This window comes from Streptomyces sp. NPDC003016 (assembly GCF_053591455.1).
The window spans coordinates 22,422-42,711 of record NZ_JBSFTV010000054.1; the positions used below are offsets into that span (position 1 = coordinate 22,422).

Sequence of the window (20,290 nt, forward strand, 5' to 3'; positions counted from 1 at the left end):
TTGTTGACGTGACCGACACCGACATGCTGCCCGAGTCCTGGCGCGGCGTCCTCGGAGACGAGCTGCAGAAGCCCTATTTCAGGGAGCTCACCGAGTTCGTCGAGAAGGAGCGGGAGAACGGGCCGGTCTACCCGCCGCGCGAAGAGGTCTTCGCAGCCCTGGACGCCACGCCGTACGACCGGGTGAAGGTCCTGATCCTCGGACAGGACCCCTACCACGGCGAGGGACAGGGCCACGGCCTGTGCTTCTCGGTGCGGCCGGGCGTCAAGGTGCCGCCGTCCCTGCGGAACATCTACAAGGAGATGAACGCGGAGCTGGGCACGCCGGTCCCGGACAACGGATATCTGATGCCGTGGGCGGAGCAGGGCGTCCTGCTGCTCAACGCCGTGCTGACCGTGCGGGCCGGCGAGGCCAACTCCCACAAGGGCAAGGGGTGGGAGAAGTTCACGGACGCGGTGATCCGCGCCGTGGCCTCGCGGCCCGACCCGGCGGTCTTCGTGCTCTGGGGCAACTACGCGCAGAAGAAGCTTCCGCTGATCGACGAGGAGCGGCACGCGGTGGTGAAGGGCGCGCACCCCTCGCCGCTGTCGGCGAAGAAGTTCTTCGGGTCCCGCCCCTTCACGCAGATCAACGAGGCGGTCGCCGCCCAGGGCCACCAGCCCGTCGACTGGACCCTGCCGAACCTGGGCTGACCGGTCCGGTCACCCCAGGCCGTAGGTGAAGGTGTACGGGACGGCCGGTTCGCCGTGGTGCGCGGTGAAGCCGCCCGTCCCGCTCAGCCCGGCGAGCCCGCCGGTGCCCGAGCCCGGCACCACCTCGAAGGTGCAGTGGACCGAGCCGTCGTCGCTGAAGGCGCCCCGCTCCTCGACGGCGAAGGTCCCCTCGCGGCCGGCCACGGAGCCGCTGATCAGCTCGTAACCGGTGAAGACACCGGTCTTCCCGGTCAGGTACGCGATGGCGTACTCGCACGAGGTCGCGGCGGCCTCGATGACGCCGGTGAACACGTTGGTGACGCAGGCGCGGGCCAGCCTGGGGCCCTCCTCCGCCCCGGCGACCGGGTGCTCCTCCCAGCCGGTGAAGGTGAAGCTTCCGGCGGCCTGCGTCTCTACGGTCATGGAGGTTCCTCTCAAGATCCGGGAATCCGGCGCGAGACTCCCCGCGCTCCCGGGAACCAGCTTCCCGTCCGTACCTGACACCTTCTGTCAGGTACGGGGGCAGACTTGGCCCATGCGCGCCGACCGACTGCTCTCCCTGCTCCTCCTGCTGCAGAACCGCGGCCGGATGACCGCGCCCGAACTCGCCGCCGAGCTGGGCGTCTCCGTCCGTACCGTCTACCGGGACGTCGAGGCGCTCGGCGCGTCCGGAGTGCCGGTGTACGCCGACCGCGGCCCGGCCGGCGGCTACCGTCTGATGGACGGCTACCGCACCCGGCTGACCGGCCTGACGGGCGACGAGGCCGGATCACTGCACTTCGCCGGCATGCCCGAGGCGGCGGCGGAGCTGGGCCTGGCGGCCGACCTGGCGACGGCGCGGCTCAAGCTGGGGGCCGCGCTGCCCGACGGCCTGGGCGAGCGCACCCGGCGTGTGCAGGAGAGGTTCCACCTCGACGCCCCCGCCTGGTTCCGTGACGCCGACCCCACGCCGTACCTCGCGGAGGTCGCCGGGGCGGTCTGGCGGCAGCGGATGCTGCGCGTCCACTATCGGAGCTGGCGCGGCGACGTGCACCGCGAACTGGGGCCGCTGGGCGTCGTGCTCAAGGGCGGCAACTGGTACCTCGTGGCGGGCGCGGGGGAGTCGGTCCGTACCTACCGGGTGTCGCGGATGCTCGCTGTGGAGACGCTGGAGGAGCCCTTCGAGCGGCCGGCCGGGTTCCATTTGGCGGCGTACTGGCAGGAGAGCTCACGCCGGATGGAGGCCGGGGTGCTGCGCGGCGAGGCCCGGCTGCGGGTGTCCCCGCGCGGCATGAGGCTGCTGCCCGTGCAGTGCGGGGCGGCCGGTGCGGAGGCGGTGCGGGCCGCAGGGCCGCCGGACGAGGAGGGGTGGGCCGAGACCGTACTGCGCGTCGAGGCGCTGCCCGTGGCGCTGGGGGACCTGCTGCGGCTGGGGCTGGAGATCGAGGTGCTGGGCCCGCCGGAACTGCGCGCGGAGGTGGCCCGCACGGTCACCGGCCTGGCTCAGCGGTACCGGGGCGCAGCCCGAGCCTGAGCCCGATGGTCAGTGGCGGGGGCTAGCGTCGGGACCGTCGGTATTGGCTGTGCGTGTGCGGGTGACAGGAGAACACGGCGATGGAGCAGCAGGAGATGTCCGAGGACGCCACGATGGTGCGGATCGGGCAGGCGGTCATGCTTCTCCACGCCGGCGACCGCGAGGAGGCGCGCAACCGCCTCGGTGAGCTGTGGGCGGAGATCGGCGAGGACGGGGACCCGTTCCACCGCTGCACGCTCGCGCACTACATGGCGGACACGCAGGACGACGCCGGTGACGAACTGGCCTGGGACCTGAGGGCGCTGGCCGCCGCCGACGGGCTGACCGACGAGCGGGTCGCCCGGCACGACTCCTCGGTCGCGGTGCGCGGGTTCTACCCCTCGCTCCATCTCAACCTCGCCGCCGACTACCTGAAACTGCGCCGTCCGGACGCCGCGCGCACCCATCTGATGCGGGCGCGGGCGGCGTTCGACGCGTTGGGGGACGACGGTTACGGGGACGGTGTGCGGGCGGCTGTCGACCGCCTCGAGCGGAGACTCCTGGAAGAGGAGGGGTGAGCGGGTGAGTGAGGGGGATGCGGCGGGGGCCGGTCCGTCAACGCCCGGACACGTCACGGCAGATGCGGGCCTCGGCGCTGCCGGGACGCCATCCGCCGTACCCCTCGCCGAGCGCGCACACGTCCGTGCCCGCGCCCGTGGCGGGAGCGGGCAGGGAGGGCAGGACGCGCGGCACCGCCGGTACGACGGCCCTGGGGGGCGCGGGGGCGGCGGGAGGCGCGGGAGCGGGCCGTGCCGGGGCGGGGGCGGGGGCCGGGGCCGGGGCCGCGCGGCGGGCGGGCGCGGGCGCCCCGGTACGGCGTGCCGCGGGGGCCTCGCGCGGCTCGGCCCGGGGCGCGGCCTCCCGCGGGGGTTCGAGCGCGGCGTCCAGGGCCTCGCGGGCGGGAGCCTGCACGATCTGCGGCTTCACGTTCGGGGAGAGCGGCGGCGCGTCCGCGACGGGTACGGGAGCGGGTCGTGGTTCCACCGCCACGCATCCGGTGGCGGAGACGGAGACGGCCGAGACGGCCACTCCCATGAGGAGCTTCGCTGTGGTTCTCGTTCGGTGCACCCGCGCAACTCTGCTGGGCCCGAGGCGGTTTGGGGAGACCGCCGGGGGAGATTGGCCCGCACGAGTGATCCGGGACGGTGGTGTCCGGCGGAGGGTTCCTCTCCTGCCCCTCCCCGGCCCTTCCCGAGGCCCCGGCCGCCGGCCGGGCCCGACGCTTCGGCTCCGCCCGCCGGCCGGAGCTCGCACGGCACGGACCCGCTCGCGGCGGGGCCGCGAGCACCACGGGCTACTCCCCGGTGGCGCCGTCGATGCGCTGGCGGAGGAGATCGGCGTGGCCGTTGTGGCGGGCGTACTCCTCGATCATGTGGACGTAGATCCAGCGGAGGCTGTACGTCCTTCCGCTGCGGTGCCTGCCCTCCATCAGGTCGTCGAGCGAGCGCGTCGCGGCCAGCTCGCGCGACCGGCCGACCGCCTCGCGCCAGGCGGTGTGCGCCTGCGCCCAGGTGTCCCGGTCGGTGAAGTGGAAGTCCCCGTCCGGATTCCCGTCGCTGCTGTAGGGCCGGGGCACGTCCTCGGCGGCCAGGACCCGGTGGAACCAGCCCTGCTCGACCTCCGTCAGGTGCCGTACGAGACCGAGCAGCGACATGTCCGAAGGCTCCACGGCCGTCTTCCGCAGCTGCTCCTCGCTGAGGCCCGCGCACTTGAGGGCCAGCGTCTCGCGGTGGAACTCCAGCCAGCTTTCCAGCATCTCGCGTTCACCGGCGGTGGTGGAGGGGCGGACGCGCTCAGGATTCGTCATGGTGATCATCGTCGCTCACCTGCCTGCCCGATGCCATCGCTTATGCGTCGGACGTACCGGGCGTGCCGGGCGTGCCGAGCATGCCGCGCAGCAATTCGCCGAATCCCCGGCGCAATTCCTCCTCGTCGGGTACCGCGGAGTGGTACGAACCGACCGCGCAGGAGAACATCAGCCCCTCGCACCAGGCCGCCAGTGACAGGGCGTGCCGCTCCGGCTCCCGTGAACCCGCCGCCGCCATCAGCGCGTTGAGCGGCTCCCGGAACCGGTGTCGGCCGGTCGCGTCGTAGAACTCGCGCAACTCGGGCCGGCGCGTCGCTTCGAGCCCCAGTTCGTAGCGGGCCACGAGCAGTTCGCGGTGGTGGGTCAGGTGGCGGTGGAGGGCGACCGCGAGGGCCCCGACGACGCCGTCGAGACCGGCCGACGGGGCGGGCACCCCGTCGAGGGCGAGCACCTGCGCCTCACGTTCGGCCAGCCGGCGCACCGTCGCCTCCAGCAGGGCCTGACGTGTACGGGCGTAGTTGGACGTGGAGCCCTGGGGGAGCCCGGCGCGTTCGTCGACCGCCCGGTGGGTGAGTCCGCGCATGCCGCGCTCCACGAGCAGGGCCAGGGCGGTGTCGGTGATCAGCTCGGGCCGGGAGCGGCCCGCGGCGGCGGCGCGTGCGGTCATGGGAGCAGCCTACCGCCCGCAACTACACCTGTAGTACGGTGAAGGAGTCACTACAGATGTAGTTGCCGAGGAGGAGCCATGGCCATCACTTCCGACTCCCAGCCCGAGCTCCGGCCCGAACCCCAGACCCAGCCACAGCCCCGCGCCGTCGTCGTGGGAAGCGGGATCGGCGGGCTGACCGCCGCCGTCGCCCTGCACCAGCGCGGCTGGCAGGTCACCGTCCTGGAACGCGCGGTGGCCGTGGAGGCGGCCGGCGCCGGAATCGGCCTCGCTCCCAACGGACACCACGCCCTCGACGTCATCGGCCTCGGCGAGGAGATCCGCGAGCTGGCCGCCTGGCAGGGCGACGGCGGCATGCGTTCCCCCAGCGGCCGCTGGCTCGCCCGTACGAACAGCTCCGCCGCCACCGAGCGCTTCGGGGGTCCCCTCGTCCTCGTCCACCGCGCCACCCTGATCGACCGCATCGCCGCCCGACTGCCCGGCGGGGCGCTGCGCACCGGATCGCCCGCGACGCTCGCCGATCCCGGAGTGGCGGGCGGCCGCGCCGCCGTCGTCACCACCCCCGACGGGGACATCGAGGCGGACCTCGTCGTCGGCGCCGACGGTGTCCATTCCGCGCTGCGCCGCGCCCTCTTCCCGGACCACCCCGGCCCCGCCTACGCCGGAATCACCACCTGGCGCATGGTCGTGCCGGCCACCACCGCTGCCTCCTTCGCGCCGCACGAGACCTGGGGCCGCGGCGCCCTCTGGGGCAGTCAGCCGCTCCTGGACGGCCGGATCTACGCGTACGCCGCCGCCGCGGTCCCCGCCGGAGGCCACTCGCCCGACGGCGAGAAGGCCGAACTCCTGCGCAGGTTCGGCGACTGGCACAGCCCCGTCCCCGAGATCGTCGCCGCGGCCGGGCCCGACGGGGTCCTGCGGCACGACGTGCACCACCTCATCACGCCGCTGCCCGCCTTCCACCGCGGCAGGACCGCGCTGCTCGGCGACGCCGCGCACGCCATGGCCCCCACCCTGGGCCAGGGCGGCAACCAGGCCATCGAGGACGGCATCGTCCTCGCCCACCACCTCCCGGACGCGGGTGGCATCGGGACCGGCCTGGCGGCGTACTCCGCGGAGCGGCTGCCGCGTACCACCGGCATCGTCCGCAAGTCCGCGAGGATCGCCGGGCTGATGTCGGTCCGCAGCGCCCCGGGCGCCGCCCTGCGCGACACCCTGATGAGGCTCGCCGGCTTCGGCCCCGGTCTGGCCCTGCGCGCCTTCGACGGCATCACCGACTGGCTGCCGCCGCAGCACACGTATGCTGCCGGGGCACCGGACCCGCAGGTCCGGGACCGTCAGGCACAGCGTTAGAGCGTGAGGGAGACCCCCAGTGAAGGTCGGCGTCATCGGGCTCGGAGACATCGCGCAGAAGGCGTATCTGCCGGTACTGACCACCGGGCCGGGGCTCGAACTGCACCTGCAGACCCGCACCCCCGCCACCCTCGCCCGGGTCGCCGCGACCTACCGCATCCCCGACGCGCGGTGCCACACCGGCCTCGACGCGCTGCTCGGCCAGGGCCTGGACGCCGCCTTCGTGCACGCGCCCACCGCCGTGCACCCCGAGATCGTGACCCGGCTCCTGGAGGCCGGCGTACCGACGTACGTCGACAAGCCGCTCGCGTACGAACTCGCCGAGTCCGAGCGGCTGGTGCGGCTCGCCGAGGAGCGCGGCGTCAGCCTCGCCGTCGGCTTCAACCGCCGTTTCGCGCCCGGGTACGCGCAGTGCGCCGAGCACCCGCGCGACCTGATCATCATGCAGAAGAACCGCGTCGGCCTGCCCGAGGACCCGCGCACCCTCGTCCTCGACGACTTCATCCACGTCGTCGACACCCTGCGCTTCCTGGTCCCCGGCACGGTCGGCCACGTCGACGTGCGCGCCCGGGTCGTGGAGGGCCTGGTGCACCACGTGGTCCTCCAGCTCTCCGGCGACGGGTTCACCGCCATCGGCACCATGAACCGGATGAACGGTTCCACCGAGGAGATCCTCGAAGTCTCCGGCCAGGACGCCAAGCGCCAGGTCGTCAACCTCGCCGAGGTCGTCGACCACAAGGGGCAGCCGACCGTCCGCCGCCGCGGTGACTGGGTGCCGGTGGCCCACCAGCGCGGCATCGAGCAGTGCGTCCATTCCTTCCTCGACGCCGTACGGGCCGGAAAGCCGCTCAGCGCCCGGGACGCGCTGCTGACTCACGAACTGTGCGAGCGGGTGGTGCGGGCGGCCGAGGAGCAGCGGGCCGCCTGAGGGCCCGTACCCCCTCGGCCGCGCCCAGCAGGACCAGCACGGCGAGCGCGCCGTGGACGGCCCAGTCGCCGAACTCGACGTACGCCGTCGTACCCCGGGCCAGCGGGACGCCGTACACCGCGGAAGCGCTCCGGTCCGTCCCCAGCGGCGGGCCGGCCCGCTCGCCGCCGGGGCCGAACACCGCGCTGACGCCGGTGAGCGTGGCGTGCGCCACCGGGCGTCCGTTCTCGGCGGCCCGCAGCGCCGCGAGCGAGGCGTGCTGCTCGGGCGCCCAGCTGTCCTGGAACGTCGAGGTCGCCGACTGGGTGACCAGCATCTGCGCGCCGCTTCGGGTCAGCTCCCTGCTCATGTCGGGGAAAGCCGACTCGAAGCACACCAGAGGACCGACGCGCAGCCCGTCGGCGGCGCCGCTTCCGGAGAGCGTCATCACCACGGGGCTCGTGCCACGCCTGCGGTCCTCGCCCGCCGCCTTGCCCACCGAGGTCGCCCAGCCGAGCACGGAACGCGCCGGGACGTACTCGCCGAAGGGGACCAGGCGCATCTTGTCGTAGCGCCGGCCGGTGACGCCCTCCGGGCCGACCAGGACCGAGCTCTTGAAGATGCCGGGCCGGTCGGAGCGGCGTGCGTCCACATTGACGAGCACTTCGGCGCCGACCGCCCGGGAGAGGGCGGCGAGCCTGGCCGCGAGGTCGGGGCGCTCGGTCAGATCCGTGCCGACGCTGCTCTCGCCCCACACCACCAGGTCGAGATCCTGCCCCGCCAGGTCACGGGTGAGCGCCTCGCTGAGCGCGAAGCGCCGCTCGGGGGCCCCGGCGCCGTCGACGACACCGGGCTGTACGACCGCGACACGCGCCCGGCCCGACGGCTCGGGGCGCGGTGCCCACGCCCACACGGCGCCCACCGCGACAGCGCAGGCCACCGCCGCGGCCACCACGGGTGTACGGGCCCGGCGCACGGACACCAGCACGACGACGCCGGTGTTGACCGCGACCACCAGCAGGCTCACCAGCCAGACGCCGCCCACCGAAGCCAGCCGCAGCGCGGGGGCGACCTCCCACTGGCTCGAACCGAGCAGCCCCCACGGGCCGCCCAGGCCCTGCCAGGACCTGACCAGTTCGGCCATCAGCCAGCCGGAGGGGACGACGACGAGCGCGGCCGTCGCGCGGCGGGCCGACGGCGCCCCGCCCAGCATCGACCTGACCAGCCACCCCCAGGGCAGCCACAGCAGTGCGAGGAGCGCCGCCAGGACCACGATGAACACGTGCAGGCTCGGCATCAGCCAGTGATGTACGGCGATCATGAAGCCGGTGGCGCCGAGCCAGCCGTCCAGCGCCGCCCGCCGGCCCGTCGGCGCGGAACGGATCAGCAGCATCCACGGCACCAGGGCGACGTACGCGAACCACCGGAGGGAGGGCGCGGGGAAGGCGAGCGCGGGCAGTGCCCCGAGCGCCACCGCGGCGCCGCCGCGCCACCAGGGCGACGACAGCCACTCCCGCCGGCCGGCCGGAATCCGCATGCGGCGCCTCCTCGTCCTGCCGCTCTGCCCGGTAAGGGGTCCGGGAGCAGTCCCTGCCACCAGTGTGGGGGAAGGCGGCGATCGCGGACAGTGTGCCCGCAGCGGCCCGGACGTAACGGGCTTTCCCGCACGTCAGCGCGTGGGGCGCCGCCGCTTCTCCCGCACGGCCACGGAGCGCGGCCGCCGGCGGCGTGGTGGCCGCCGGCGGTGCGGTGGCCGGGCAGGCGGTCCGAGGCAGGCGGTCCGGAGTAGGCCGGGCGTGGTGGTCCGGTCGGCGCCGGTCAGGTCGCGAAGACCTCGCGGAGCTTCGCCTCGGCCTCGCGGTCGAGGTTGCTGTGCACCAGTTCCGCGTGGCCGGTGGGGAACGCGTCGCGGACCCGGTCGGTCACCGCGTCCTGGGACAGCAGGAAGAGGGCCGAAGCGCCCGGCGCGACCTCCGCCTTGACCTGCTCGATGAAGTCGTCGTCGATGCCGACGTCGGTGAGCCTGCCGCCCAGGGCGCCCGCCGCGGCGCCGATCGCGGCTCCCAGCAGCGGAACGAAGAAGATCAGTCCGAAGAGCATGCCCCAGAACGTGCCGGAGAGGGCGCCGACGCCGACGAGGTCGTTGAGCTGCTTGGTCTTCGGCTTGTTGTCGCCGTCGGCCCAGCTCACCACCGCCGCGTCGTTGACCTTGATCAGCCCTTCCTTCTGCAGCGAGAGCAGTGTGGTCTCGACCTGCTCGGCCGTGCCGGGGGAGTCGAATTTCCAGACGGTGAAGGTCGCCATGCAAGCCTCCGCAGGACTGTGCGATGAATGCGTGATGTGTGGGAACGCCACGCCTGACGCGCGGCGAGAGCGGCGAGGGACTACAGGGCGGTGGCCGGCGGCCGGTACGCGCACAGGGCCCAGATCACCAGGGCGTCCACCGCGATCATCACCAGTGCCCAGAACGGCTCGTACGGCAGGAAGAGGAACTGGGCGAGCAGGCTCAGGCTCGCCAGCACGATGCCGGTGGCCCGGGCCCAGCTCGCCCCCTTGAGCACGCCCCAGCCGGTGACGGCCACGATGATGCCGAGGACGAGGTGGATCCAGCCCCAGGTGGAGAGGTTGAACCGGTAGACGTAGCCGCCGATGTCGTTCCACATGCCGTCCTCGATGATGGCGGCGATGCCCTGGAGGGCCGCCATCACGCCCGAGACGAGCAGCAGTACACCGGCGAAGAGGTAACTTCCGGACGCCCGGCCTTCGTCGGGAAAGCCCGGTGAGCCGGAGGGACCGGGCGTACGGGAAGAGGTGCTGGTCGGCGGGGTGGGGGCGGTCTGGCTCATGTCGGCTCCGCTCGAAGCTCGAAGTGATGTGCCGGGGAGAGGGGACGGGCGGTCGGCGGTCGGGCGGTCGTCAGGGGGTGATGATCGCGAAGTCCTCCGAGGGCCGGATCACCAGGCGGAACAGCCTGCCCGGTCAGTGCCTGCGGGTCGCCCTCCTGGCCGACGCCTTCCAGGCCCTTGCCCGCGAGGACGCCGAGCAGCTGCGGCTTGGTGAGCGTCAGCGTCAGCTGCGCGGGGGTACGGACCGGTGAGCCGTCCGGGACGCTGCGCCGGGTGAGAGCGCCGTTGTGGAGGGTGAGCCGGTGGCGGCGGGCCTCGTCGGTCAGCCGCAGGTCGATGACGAGGTCCTCGGCCCAGGCGCGCGGGCCGTCGATGCGGACCGCGATCGAGGTGACCGCGCGCCTGGGCGGTCACCTCGCCGCTCTTCTTCCCGGTGAGCCCCTCGTTGAGCATCCGCAGCGTCTGGTCGCGCAGGTACGCGTACGGGTCGCGCTGCTGGGACAGGAACTCGACGACCTCGTCGCGGCCCCGGATCGGCCGGTGGTGGGACGCGAAGGCCACGTCGATGTCGTCGGTGAACATCTCGATCGCCTCGTCGAGGTAGCGCGACCAGAGGCGCGCGGCACGGACGACGGCGCCGCGCAGCGTCAGGATGTTGTGCATGTGGTGCGTGGCGTTCTCGGCCAGGCACCGGGCGCGGCGGTCCGGGAAGAGGAAGTTCATCTCCGCGGGGCCTCGGTGCCCGGCGTGACCTGGAAGACGGTCCTGATCCCGTCGACGGTCTCCTCCTGGCCCGTACGGGGGATGTCGACCGTGGGAGGGACGAGGGTGAGGATGCCGGTCGACGTCGTCATGCCGGGACCGGCGCCGGTCCGCCCGTCGGGCGCCTTCTCCAGCTGGCCGCCGTACACGCGCATCGCACGCCGGGTCATGGCGTTGCCCGCGTGGGCGTTCTCGCCGACCGCGTGCTCCAGGAACCCCTCGGGTGCGATGACCGGTACGTCCTCGTGGCCCCGCGGCAGCACACCGCGCGCACCGCCGAAGTGGTCGCCGTGCGCTTGGGTGCAGATCAGGCCGGTGACGGGCCGTTCGCCGCGGTGTTCGCGGCAGAGCGCGAGGACGGCGGCCGCGGTCTCGGCGGAGATCAGGGGGTCGATCACGGCGGCGCCGCGGCCGCCCTCGACCAGCGTCATGGGGGAGAGATCCAGCCCGCGCACCTGGTAGGTGCCTTCGGTCACCTCGTACAGGCCCTGCCTGGCGCGGAGTCGGGCCTGGCGCCGCAGGCTCGGGTGGGCCGTGCCGGGGTGTTCGGCCTTGAGGAAGTCACCGGCGTCGTCGTCCCGGATCGCCCTGGAGTCCGCCGCGGTGACGACGCCGGACGAGAGGCCCCCCGGAAAGCCGCGGTCGGCGTTGCCGAAGTCCCGGGTGTCGGGGAAGGGGGGATCGCTCATGCGCCCAGTAGACCGTAAATGACTTAAAGGTGCATTTGGGGCATTTTTACCTACTGGTCGGCGGCGACGCACGGCTCCGGCAGCAGAGCCTCCGGCTCCGCCGCACGGCCTCAACGGCTGTTGAGCATGCTCCGGGGGAGTGGCGGACGTGTCCTGTGCTGTGGTGCGGTACGGGTGACGAGGGCAGGCCCGGACGGAACGGATACGGGGGCGCGGCGGACGCGGGCCGCGCGGGCCGGCTAGGCCACTTCGACGACCTCGCCGCGCATGGCCGCGTCCCACTGCAGAAGCAGCAGTTCGTACTCGTCCGCAGGCCATGAGCCGTCCGTGCGCGACTCGACCAGGGCGCGGATCGCCTCGTTCGCCTCGGTCAGGGGCCGCACGGAACCAGACGGCGGGGGTGAGCGGTACATGCGACAAGACTACGGCGAGGCACTGACGGCGGGCACCAGTACGGCAGTGGCTTTCCTCGCACTGAGGTGGGACGCCGGGTGCCGAGCGACGGTGGCCGCCACCCCGCCAGGAGGTCGCACACCTTGTCCGAGCAGCCCGTTCCCGCGATATCCGCCTCCGGCCGAGGCGGCCTCGGCCTGCGGGCCGACTGTGCGAACTGCTTCGGACTGTGTTGTGTCGCACTCGCCTTCACGGCCTCCGCGGACTTCGCGATCGACAAGGACGCCGGGCAGCCCGGCCCGAGCCTCCAGGCCGATTTCCGCTGCGGTGTCCACCAGCGCTTGAGGCAGCAGGGCTTCCAGGGCTTCCAGGGCTTCCAGGGCTGCACTGTGTACGACTCTGTTTCGATGCGGGGCAGCGGATCTCCCAGGTCACCTACGCCGGACAGGACTGGCGGCAGGCCCCCGACACCGCGCGGCAGATGTTCGCCCTGCTCCCGGCCGTGCGGCAGCTCCACGCACTGCTCTGGTACCTGAACGAGGCGCTGGAGCTGGAGCCGGCCCGCGCCCTCCACGGCGACCTCCGCACCGCCCTCGCCGCCGTCGAGCGCCTCGCGCAGGGCAGTCCGGACGAGCTGCTGGCACTGGACGTGGCAGCACACCGGCAGGGCGTCAACGCTCTCCCCCTGCGTACGAGCGAACTCGTGCGCGCAGGCGTCACAGGCGGCGGAAAGGGCGGCGGAAAGGGCGGCGGAAAGGGCGGCGGGAAGGACGGCGGGAAGGGTGGCGGCACGGGGCAGAGGGGGCAGGACAGCGGCAAGGGGAAGAAAGGGCGCCGGAGCAAGGACCGCAGGGGCGCCGACCTGCGGGTGGCCGACCTGATCGGAGCCGATCTCCGCGACGCCGACCTCTCGGGCGCCGACCTCACCGGAAGCTTCTTCCTCACCCAGTCACAGCTGAACGCGGCGAAGGGCGACGCCGGCACCAGGCTTCCGCCCGCGCTGACGCGCCCTTCGCATGGGTGAGACGGGTGAGACGGGTGAGAGGTACGGGTCAGCCCGCCGACTCGCCCGCGTGCGGGCTCAACGTGTCGGTGCCGACCAGGACGAACAGCGCGATGCCGAGCAGCACCCGGTAGATCACGAACGGCATGAAGCTCTTGGTCGTAATGAACCGCATGAACCACGCGATCACGGCATAACCGACGATGAAGGCGATGATCGTCGCGAAGATTGTCGGGCCCCACGACACATGGCCGCCCTCACTGGCGTCCTTGAGCTCGAAGACGCCGGAAGCCAGCACCGCGGGGATGGCGAGCAGGAACGAGTAGCGCGCCGCCGCCTCGCGGGTGTAGCCCATCAGCAGGCCGCCGCTGATCGTCGCGCCGGAGCGCGAGACGCCCGGGATCAGTGCCATGGCCTGGCAGATGCCGAAGATCAGGCCGTCCCTGACGCCCAGCTCCCTGAGCGTCTTGCGCTCCCTGACCGCACGGTGCTTGCCGCCGGCCTCGTCGCGGGCCGCGAGGCGGTCCGCGATGCCCAGGACGATGCCCATGCCGATCAGCGTGGTGGCGATCAGCCGCAGGTCGCGGAACGGACCCTCGATCTGGTCCTTGAAGGTGACGCCGAGCACGCCGATGGGGATGGAGCCGACGATGACGAGCCAGCCCATCTGGGCGTCGTGGTCACCGCGCATCGACTTGTCGACGAGGGACTTGGACCAGGCGGAGATGATCCGGGCGATGTCCTTGCGGAAGTAGATGAGGACGGCCGCCTCGGTGCCGATCTGGGTGATCGCGGTGAAGGCCGCACCCGGGTCGTGCCAGCCCGCGAAGGCTGCGGTCAGCCGCAGGTGGGCGCTCGACGAGATCGGCAGAAACTCGGTGAGCCCCTGGACGAGTCCGAGGATGAATGATTCGAACCAACTCATGGGGCCAGTGCCGTCCCGGATGTGATTGTGCAGCAGCGTGCAGATGCGGTCAGGTCAGTCGCTGGGCAGCGTATCGTCCGCGGCGACAGCCCCCGCGGGAAGCCCCCGTCCGCGTACCCGGCCGGGCCAGGACCGGAACCGTCGGCACTACTCGCCGGACTTGCCTGACTCGCCGGGCTGGACAGGCTTGCCGGGCTGGACAAACGTGCCGGGCTCGCCGCGCAGGCGGTGGCGCTTGCGCCAGGCGACCACCGCCGCCCCGAGCCCCGACAGCGCGATGAACCCCATGGCGATCAGGAACGCCGGTGACGTCGGGGACGAGGCGCTGCTCCCCGCGATGACGTACGCCGCCGTGTTCGGGACCGACCCGATCCCCGTCGCCAGGAGGAACGGGAGCCACCCCATGCGGGAGACCGCGGCGCAGTAGTTGGCGGCGGCGAAGGGCACACCGGGGAACAGCCGGACGGCCAGCATCGTACGGAAGCCGTGCCGGCTCAACTGGCCGTCCGCCGCGAGCAGCGCCCGCCCGCGCAGCAGCGGACGCAACGCGTCCTGGCCCAGCACCCGGCCGAGGCCGAAGGCGATTCCGGCGCCGACGACCGTTCCCGCGACGGCGGAGACGAGCCCCGCCTGCGAACCGAACAGGGCGCCCGCGGCGAGATTGAGGATCGGCCGCGGTACGAACGCCGCTGTGCACACCCCGTACGCGAGGCCGAACAGCACGACGGCCGCCGCACCGCTCAGCTGGGGCGGCCAGCCCGCGCTCAGCAGCCGCTGCGGTTCGAAGACCAGCACCGTCGTCACCGCCGCCGCGAGCATCACCACGAGCAGCGACAGCCGGGACCAGGGGGAGAGCAGCGTCCTGGTGCACCGGACGGTGAATCCTGCGGGCGAAGCGGCGGGCTCGAGCATCCGGGGAGACTAACCGAGAACCGCGTGTGATCGCTGTAATGCGCACCGCACGGCTCCGTGACAGCTCCGTGAGCCTCCTCCCCGCGTCTCTTCCCTTTTTCTCCCCGCCCCCAGCCTCAAAGGGACGGGGAGGGAGACGGAGAGGAAAGGAAAACCGTTCGACGCGAGGGCGGCCGTCGGCGAGGATCGACGACATGTCCAGGCACGCCTTCCTCGCAGCGCAGACCGCAGTCGCGGATGCGCCGAAGGCTGCCGCGAGCATCCCCGCAGCCCTCGCTTCCGCAGCCGCGGCAGTCGCTGCCGCAGCGCCCTTCGGCGGCGCCCGAAGCTGACCCTTCCCGGATCGTCCGGCGGACCCCGCAGGGGGAGGGTCGGCAAGGCCCAGGGGTCCCCATCACGCTTCGACCTTCCGAGGAAGATCACCATGCCCAAGACGGCATACGTGCGCACCAAACCGCACCTGAACATCGGCACCATGGGCCACGTCGACCACGGCAAGACCACCCTGACCGCCGCCATCACCAAGGTCCTGAGCGAGCGCGGCACCGGCACTTTCGTGCCGTTCGACCGCATCGACCGGGCCCCCGAGGAGGCGCTGCGCGGCATCACCATCAACATCGCGCACGTCGAGTACGAGACCGGCACCCGGCACTACGCGCACGTCGACATGCCGGGCCACGCCGACTACGTCAAGAACATGGTGACCGGAGCCGCGCAGCTCGACGGGGCGATCCTCGTCGTGTCCGCGCTCGACGGGATCATGCCGCAGACGGCCGAGCACGTCCTGCTGGCCCGTCAGGTGGGCGTCGACCACATCGTCGTCGCGCTCAACAAGGCCGACGCGGGCGACGAGGAGCTGACCGACCTGGTCGAGCTGGAGGTACGCGACCTGCTCTCCGCGCACGGCTACGGCGGCGACACCGTGCCCGTCGTGCGGGTGTCCGGGCTCAGGGCGCTGGAGGGAGACCCGCGCTGGACCGCGGCGATCGAGGCGCTGCTGGACGCGGTGGACACGTACGTACCGATCCCGGAGCGCTACACGGACGCGCCGTTCCTCATGCCGGTCGAGAACGTGCTGACCATCACCGGGCGCGGAACGGTCGTCACCGGCGCCGTCGAGCGCGGCACGGTCAGGGTCGGCGACCGGGTGGAGGTGCTGGGCGCGGAGACCGAAACGGTGGTCACCGGCCTGGAGACCTTCGGGAAGCCGATGGAGTCCGCCGAGGCCGGGGACAACGTCGCGCTGCTGCTGCGCGGCATGCCGCGCGACGCCGTGCGCCGCGGCCACGTCGTGGCGGCGCCGGGCAGCGTGGTGCCCAGCAGGCGCTTCACCGCGCAGGTGTACGTCCTGTCGGCACGGGAGGGCGGCCGTACGACACCCGTCACGAGCGGCTACCGGCCGCAGTTCTACATCCGTACCGCGGACGTCGTCGGCGACATCGACCTCGGCGAAACGGCTGTCGCGCGCCCCGGCGACACGGTCACGGTGACCGTCGAGCTGGGCCGTGAGGTGCCGCTGGAGCCGGGGCTGGGCTTCGCGATCCGCGAGGGCGGACGCACGGTCGGCGCCGGCACGGTGACGGGCATCGTGGCCTGAGCGGCGCCGGGGCGGGGCCGGGGCGGGTGCCGGGGAGCTGTCCCCGGGCCCGTCCCTTCCCGCCGTGACACTTCGCGGCTCTGCAAGGGCTCGGCACTCCCCGGCGCCGGGTGGGCCGGCCGGCGCCGCACAATGGTGGGGTGGACGAGCCGATACCCGTGACCCGGGACGTGGACCGGGGCACCGCCAAGCTGATGCCCGACGTGGACCGGGAGCGGGCCTGGCTGCTCACGGTCGACGGCGCGCCCCAGTCGTACGTCGACCTGGACGATCCCACCCATCTGGAGTTCGAGTACGCGCGGCGCCTCGCCCATGTCGTCGACTGCGCCGCCGACGGGGGCCTACCCCTCGACGTACTGCACCTCGGCGGCGGCGGCCTCTCGCTGCCCCGCTACACGGCGGCCACCAGGCCGGGCTCGCGCCAGGACGTGGTGGAGGCCGACCGGGGCCTGCTGGCACTGGTCGCCGAGCACCTGCCGGTGGCCGAGGGGTCCGGGATACGGGTGCACGGCGCCGACGCGCGCCAGTGGCTCGAAAACGCCCCGGCCGCCTCCGCCGACGTACTCGTCGCCGACGTCTTCGGCGGTTCCCGGGTGCCCGCGCACCTCACGTCCGTCGCGTACGCGCGACTGGCCGAACGCGTCCTGCGCCCCGGCGGGGTCTACGCGGCCAACCTCGCGGACGGCGCGCCGTTCGCCTTCCTCCGATCCCAACTGGCCACCTTCGCGGCGGTCTTCGAAGAGCTCGCCCTGATCGCCGAACCGGGCGTGCTGCGCGGCCGCCGTTTCGGCAACGCGGTGCTGGTCGCCTCGCACGCCCCCATCGACACGGGGGCCCTGGCCCGCAGGGCCGCCGGGGACGTCTTCCCCGCGCGCGTGGAGAGCGGTCCTTCGCTGACGCGCTTCATCGGTGGCGCGACGGCCGTACGGGACGAGGACGCGGTGGAGTCACCCGAGCCGCCCGGTGGTGCCTTCGGCATCGGCTGAGGGCACGTCGGGCGCGGGCGAGGGCGGGAGGGAGGGCGCGGGCGCGAGGGAGGGGGCGGGCACATCCGCCTTCGCCGTCCCGTGCGTACGCCGGGTCAGATTCCGTACGTCGGGCACGAACAGCACCGCGGCGGTGACGAGCACCACCAGAGCCGCGCAGCCCCACAGCGCCTCGTGGCGCCCGACGAGGCTCTCGACGGGACCGGCCACCGCCGTGGCCAGCGGCAGCATCGCGACCGAACCGAACCAGTCGTACGCCGACACGCGCGAGAACTTCTCCTCCGGGATCTCCTGGTGGAGCGCCGTCATCCAGGAGACGCCGAACACCTCGATCGCGACACCGCTGAAGAACATCACCGCGGCGAGGCCCGCCGCCGGCAGCGGCACGGCGAGCGCCGCCGACGGCAGGGCGAGCGGGAAGACGCACAGGGTTCCGACGAACAGCAGACGCCGGGGCTTCCACCGCATCATCACCAGCGCGCCGCCGACCGTGCCGAGACCGAAGGCGGCCAGGGCCAGGCCCCAGGGCGCGGCGCCGCCCAGTTCCTCCTCGGCGACCAGCGGCCCGTAGACCGCCTCGGCGGCTCCCACGACGGCGACGACCACCGAGAACTGCGCCACGATGCTCCACAGCCAGGGCCGGCCGACGACCTCCTGCCAGCCTTCGCGCAGATCGGAGAGCATCCCGCCGCCGGCCTCGCGGGGCTTGATGTGGCTCACGTCGAGGAAGGCCCGCAGCGCGCCGGCGAAGGCGAACGCCGCGGCGTCGATGGCGAGGACCCAGCCCGGCCCCACCGCGGCGACCAGCGCGCCGCCGAGCGCCGCGCCGCCGATGCCGGCGCCGTTCATGGCCATCCGGAAGAGCGCGAAGGCACGGTTGGCCTGCTCCCCGCTGACGCTGGACAGGAGCATGCCCTCGGCCGCCGGGTTGAAGAACGCCTGTCCCGTACCGCAGAGGGCGGTCAGGACCATCATCTGCCACAGCTCGGGATCACCCGTCAGGACCAGCAGCGCGAAGGCTCCCTGGGAGAGGCAGTTGAGCGCGTTGGCGGCGACCATCACATGGTGGCGCGGCAGCCGGTCGGCTATCGCGCCGCCCACGAGGAGGAACAGAACGAGCGGCAGGGTGCGGGCCGCGGCCACCATGCCCACGTCACCGCCGTCGCCGCCGGACTGGAGGACGGCGAACGCCGCCGCGATCAACGCACCGTGGGTGCCGAGGTTCGTCACGACCGCGGCGGCGGTCAGCAGCGTGTAGTTGCGGCCGGCCCACTCGGGGCGGCGGGCTCGGCGGGGAACGGCGGCAGGAGATGTCACTTCCGGACTATCGCTGGCGCCGGCCGCCGTTGCCAAACCGATGTGCCGTCGGCGGCAGCTCTGCTCAGGACTCGGAGCTGCGCGGGACTCGGAGCTGCGCGGGGCTCAGTGCTGCGCGGGGCTCGATTCCGCTCAGGGCTCGATCAGCCGGACCGTTCCGAGGATCCGCCGGACGGTCGCGTCGGGGAGCTCGCCGTCGACGCCCTTGGAGGTGTAGAGGCTCCAGACGGCGAAGTCGCCGTCGGCGTCCTTGAAGGCGAAGGCGATCGACTTGCCGTCGGTGTCGCACTTGTCCTTCTTGGCGACGCCCGTGACGGAGGCGACGGACACACTGCCCTTGAGCCCGGACGCGGAGGTGAACGGCGTGGCCCTGGAGACCTTGAACGTGCCGGTCTCCTTCTGGTCGTACGCGGCGAACACCCAGTTGTCGGCCACGGCCTCGGCCTCGGTGCTCGTGGTGCGGGCCCCGTTCGCACCCCGGGTCCCGGCCGCCCCGAGGAACGTGTTCTTGCCGCACCACCCGTTCTTGAAATACGCCGGTGCCGACATCCCGATGAGGGGCTTGCCCGCCGGGTCCTCGGTGTCCGAGATGCTGAGGGTGATGCCGGGCGCCTGCACCTCCCACTCCGGCGGTACGTCGAACCGGGTCCCGTGCTTCGGGTTGGAGACGACCTTCCAGCCGGGGATCGTCGGCTTGGTCTTCTCGACCGAGCCGCCGCGCGGATTCTCGGGGGGAGAGGCGGGAGGGGCTGGGGTGGAGGGGGCCTCGGAGGTGGCGGAAGGCGACGACGCCTTCTTGCCGTCCGCCCGGGTGCCGCCGTCCTCGTCGTCCTTCCCCAGCACCACCGCGCCGGTGATCACGGCCGCGGCGACGACGGCGGTGGCCGCGGCGATCGCGACGAGCGTGGTCTTCTTCCGGTTGCCGTCCGGCGGCTGCGGGCCGCCCGGCGGCACCGAGGGCGCGTACGGGGGCGCGGCCGTCGGCTGCTGATAGGGGTTGGGCTGCTGGTACCCCGGTTGCTGATGGCCCGGCTGCCGGTAGGCAGGTGGCTGGTACCCCGGCTGCTGGTACCCCGGCTGCCGGTACGGGTTCTGGTGCTGCTGGTCCTGCGGGTTCTGCTCGCCCCCGGGCGGCTGCTGTCCTGGCCACATGGCCAGTAACGATAGAGGGGCGCGGCCGGATCCGCTGCCTCCGTCCCCGAGGGGGATGGCCAAGCGTGCCTACTCGTGGGTAACCTGACGCCGCATGAGCGCAGATCAGATGTCCGTCGGCGACATGCTCGCGGCGACGGTTCCCATGGCCCGTACCCTCAACCTCGAGTTCCTGGAGACCACGGAGGAGCGCGCCGTGGTCCGCCTTCCGGACCAGGCCGGCTACCACAACCACGTGGGAGGCCCGCACGCCGGCGCGATGTTCACCCTCGCCGAGTCGGCGAGCGGCGCGATCGTCCTCGCCGCCTTCGGCGACCAGCTGTCGCGCGCCGTGCCGCTCGCCGTCAGGGCGGAGATCGGCTACAAGAAGCTCGCCATGGGACCGGTCACCGCGACCGCGACGCTCGGCCGCCCGGCGGCGGACGTGGTCGCGGAGCTCGACGCCGGACAGCGCCCCGAGTTCCCCGTCGTGATCTCCATCCGGCGTGAGGACGGCGCCGTGACGGGCGAGATGACCGTCGTATGGACCCTGCGTCCCCACAGCTGACCGCGGGCCCGGTGTGACGGGGGCGACCTCCCGGACGCCGTCACGCCGCGGTGAGGTGCGGGTAGGCTGCCCGCCGTGCGCCACCGGTGTACCGTGCTCGTCGTCGATGACGACGCCCGCAACCTCTACGCCCTCAGCGGCATCCTGGAGCTCCACGGCATCAAGGTCCTGCACGCGGAGAAC

Annotated in this window: 23 protein-coding genes and 1 pseudogene; 10 read left to right on the top strand and 14 right to left on the bottom strand. The window is 72.8% G+C overall.

What is annotated here, in order from left to right; genetic code table 11:
* Positions 1–8 precede the first annotated feature (8 nt).
* Positions 9–692, top strand: a complete 684-nt coding sequence (gene ung / locus ACWDZ4_RS31665) for a uracil-DNA glycosylase (RefSeq protein ID WP_451511824.1) — start codon at positions 9–11, stop codon at positions 690–692.
* Positions 693–701: 9 nt separating this feature from the next.
* On the opposite strand, the gene ACWDZ4_RS31670 is transcribed toward ung, so the two are convergent.
* Positions 702–1,115 (bottom strand): DUF3224 domain-containing protein, encoded by a 414-nt coding sequence (locus ACWDZ4_RS31670; protein ID WP_451511825.1) that lies wholly within the window; start codon positions 1,113–1,115, stop codon positions 702–704.
* 112 nt (positions 1,116–1,227) lie between these two features.
* On the opposite strand from ACWDZ4_RS31670, the gene ACWDZ4_RS31675 reads away from it, so the two are divergent.
* Both ACWDZ4_RS31675 and ACWDZ4_RS31680 read left to right on the top strand, forming a co-directional pair.
* Positions 1,228–2,205 (top strand): helix-turn-helix transcriptional regulator, encoded by a 978-nt coding sequence (locus ACWDZ4_RS31675; RefSeq protein WP_451511826.1) that lies wholly within the window; start codon positions 1,228–1,230, stop codon positions 2,203–2,205.
* 80 nt (positions 2,206–2,285) lie between these two features.
* The gene (locus ACWDZ4_RS31680) at positions 2,286–2,762 is read left to right on the top strand and encodes a hypothetical protein (RefSeq protein ID WP_451511827.1); all 477 of its coding nucleotides are present in this window, start codon (positions 2,286–2,288) and stop codon (positions 2,760–2,762) included.
* Positions 2,763–2,799: 37 nt separating this feature from the next.
* Here the strand turns inward: ACWDZ4_RS31680 and ACWDZ4_RS31685 are convergent, their stop codons facing one another.
* The 3 genes from ACWDZ4_RS31685 to ACWDZ4_RS31695 all read right to left on the bottom strand — a co-directional run bounded on the left by ACWDZ4_RS31685 (position 2,800) and on the right by ACWDZ4_RS31695 (position 4,718).
* Positions 2,800–3,312, bottom strand: a complete 513-nt coding sequence (locus ACWDZ4_RS31685) for a hypothetical protein (RefSeq protein WP_451511828.1) — start codon at positions 3,310–3,312, stop codon at positions 2,800–2,802.
* A 226-nt stretch (positions 3,313–3,538) separates the two neighbouring features.
* Complete coding sequence (locus tag ACWDZ4_RS31690) at positions 3,539–4,051, bottom strand: DinB family protein (protein ID WP_451511829.1); 513 nt, start codon at positions 4,049–4,051, stop codon at positions 3,539–3,541.
* Positions 4,052–4,091: 40 nt separating this feature from the next.
* Positions 4,092–4,718 carry a TetR/AcrR family transcriptional regulator gene (locus ACWDZ4_RS31695; RefSeq protein ID WP_451511830.1) on the bottom strand — a complete coding sequence of 209 codons (627 nt, stop codon included), beginning with the start codon at positions 4,716–4,718 and terminating at the stop codon, positions 4,092–4,094.
* 78 nt (positions 4,719–4,796) lie between these two features.
* Between ACWDZ4_RS31695 and ACWDZ4_RS31700 the strand changes: the two genes are divergently transcribed.
* A complete protein-coding gene (locus tag ACWDZ4_RS31700) occupies positions 4,797–6,071 on the top strand; it encodes an FAD-dependent monooxygenase (protein ID WP_451511831.1) in 1,275 nt (424 codons plus the stop codon).
* A 19-nt stretch (positions 6,072–6,090) separates the two neighbouring features.
* Positions 6,091–6,999, top strand: a complete 909-nt coding sequence (locus ACWDZ4_RS31705) for a Gfo/Idh/MocA family protein (RefSeq protein ID WP_451511832.1) — start codon at positions 6,091–6,093, stop codon at positions 6,997–6,999.
* Here the strand turns inward: ACWDZ4_RS31705 and lnt are convergent.
* From lnt to ACWDZ4_RS31725, 4 genes are all read right to left on the bottom strand, one after another.
* Positions 6,920–8,515, bottom strand: a complete 1,596-nt coding sequence (gene lnt / locus ACWDZ4_RS31710) for an apolipoprotein N-acyltransferase (RefSeq protein ID WP_451511833.1) — start codon at positions 8,513–8,515, stop codon at positions 6,920–6,922. The genes ACWDZ4_RS31705 and lnt overlap by 80 nt on opposite strands.
* A gap of 281 nt (positions 8,516–8,796) precedes the next feature.
* Positions 8,797–9,282 carry a DUF1269 domain-containing protein gene (locus ACWDZ4_RS31715; protein ID WP_451511834.1) on the bottom strand — a complete coding sequence of 162 codons (486 nt, stop codon included), beginning with the start codon at positions 9,280–9,282 and terminating at the stop codon, positions 8,797–8,799.
* An 80-nt stretch (positions 9,283–9,362) separates the two neighbouring features.
* Positions 9,363–9,824: a DUF7144 family membrane protein gene (locus ACWDZ4_RS31720; RefSeq protein WP_451511835.1), complete on the bottom strand. Its 462-nt coding sequence runs from the start codon at positions 9,822–9,824 to the stop codon at positions 9,363–9,365.
* On the bottom strand, positions 9,821–10,210 hold the full coding sequence (locus tag ACWDZ4_RS31725; RefSeq protein WP_451511845.1) for an alkyl sulfatase C-terminal domain-containing protein: 390 nt from the start codon (positions 10,208–10,210) through the stop codon (positions 9,821–9,823). The genes ACWDZ4_RS31720 and ACWDZ4_RS31725 overlap by 4 nt, the downstream gene beginning before the upstream one ends.
* A 59-nt stretch (positions 10,211–10,269) precedes the next feature.
* On the opposite strand from ACWDZ4_RS31725, the gene ACWDZ4_RS31730 reads away from it, so the two are divergent.
* Positions 10,270–10,428: a hypothetical protein gene (locus ACWDZ4_RS31730; protein WP_451511836.1), complete on the top strand. Its 159-nt coding sequence runs from the start codon at positions 10,270–10,272 to the stop codon at positions 10,426–10,428.
* 115 nt (positions 10,429–10,543) lie between these two features.
* Here ACWDZ4_RS31730 and ACWDZ4_RS31735 read toward each other — a convergent pair whose 3' ends face one another.
* Positions 10,544–11,275: an MBL fold metallo-hydrolase gene (locus tag ACWDZ4_RS31735; RefSeq protein WP_451511837.1), complete on the bottom strand. Its 732-nt coding sequence runs from the start codon at positions 11,273–11,275 to the stop codon at positions 10,544–10,546.
* 239 nt (positions 11,276–11,514) lie between these two features.
* A complete protein-coding gene (locus ACWDZ4_RS31740) occupies positions 11,515–11,688 on the bottom strand; it encodes a hypothetical protein (protein ID WP_451511838.1) in 174 nt (57 codons plus the stop codon).
* A gap of 123 nt (positions 11,689–11,811) precedes the next feature.
* On the opposite strand from ACWDZ4_RS31740, the pseudogene ACWDZ4_RS31745 reads away from it, so the two are divergent.
* A pseudogene (locus ACWDZ4_RS31745) lies at positions 11,812–12,692 on the top strand (pentapeptide repeat-containing protein).
* Positions 12,693–12,720: 28 nt separating this feature from the next.
* Here ACWDZ4_RS31745 and ACWDZ4_RS31750 read toward each other — a convergent pair.
* Positions 12,721–13,596, bottom strand: a complete 876-nt coding sequence (locus ACWDZ4_RS31750; protein WP_451511839.1) for an undecaprenyl-diphosphate phosphatase — start codon at positions 13,594–13,596, stop codon at positions 12,721–12,723.
* Positions 13,597–13,743: 147 nt separating this feature from the next.
* Positions 13,744–14,508 carry a TVP38/TMEM64 family protein gene (locus tag ACWDZ4_RS31755; protein ID WP_451511840.1) on the bottom strand — a complete coding sequence of 255 codons (765 nt, stop codon included), beginning with the start codon at positions 14,506–14,508 and terminating at the stop codon, positions 13,744–13,746.
* A 424-nt stretch (positions 14,509–14,932) separates the two neighbouring features.
* Here ACWDZ4_RS31755 and tuf point away from each other — a divergent pair, with 424 nt between their 5' ends.
* Both tuf and ACWDZ4_RS31765 read left to right on the top strand, forming a co-directional pair.
* On the top strand, positions 14,933–16,105 hold the full coding sequence (gene tuf / locus ACWDZ4_RS31760) for an elongation factor Tu (RefSeq protein ID WP_451511841.1): 1,173 nt from the start codon (positions 14,933–14,935) through the stop codon (positions 16,103–16,105).
* Between the two features lie 140 nt (positions 16,106–16,245).
* A complete protein-coding gene (locus tag ACWDZ4_RS31765) occupies positions 16,246–17,091 on the top strand; it encodes a spermidine synthase (protein ID WP_451511842.1) in 846 nt (281 codons plus the stop codon).
* Here ACWDZ4_RS31765 and ACWDZ4_RS31770 read toward each other — a convergent pair.
* Entirely contained in the window at positions 17,053–18,408 is a 1,356-nt protein-coding gene (locus ACWDZ4_RS31770) for an MFS transporter (RefSeq protein ID WP_451511843.1), read from the bottom strand. The two genes, ACWDZ4_RS31765 and ACWDZ4_RS31770, sit on opposite strands and share 39 nt — an antisense overlap.
* Before the next feature lie 132 nt (positions 18,409–18,540).
* A complete protein-coding gene (locus ACWDZ4_RS31775; protein WP_451511844.1) occupies positions 18,541–19,560 on the bottom strand; it encodes a hypothetical protein in 1,020 nt (339 codons plus the stop codon).
* Positions 19,561–19,669: 109 nt separating this feature from the next.
* On the opposite strand from ACWDZ4_RS31775, the gene ACWDZ4_RS31780 reads away from it, so the two are divergent.
* On the top strand, positions 19,670–20,107 hold the full coding sequence (locus tag ACWDZ4_RS31780) for a DUF4442 domain-containing protein (protein WP_451511846.1): 438 nt from the start codon (positions 19,670–19,672) through the stop codon (positions 20,105–20,107).
* Positions 20,108–20,290: the final 183 nt, after the last annotated feature.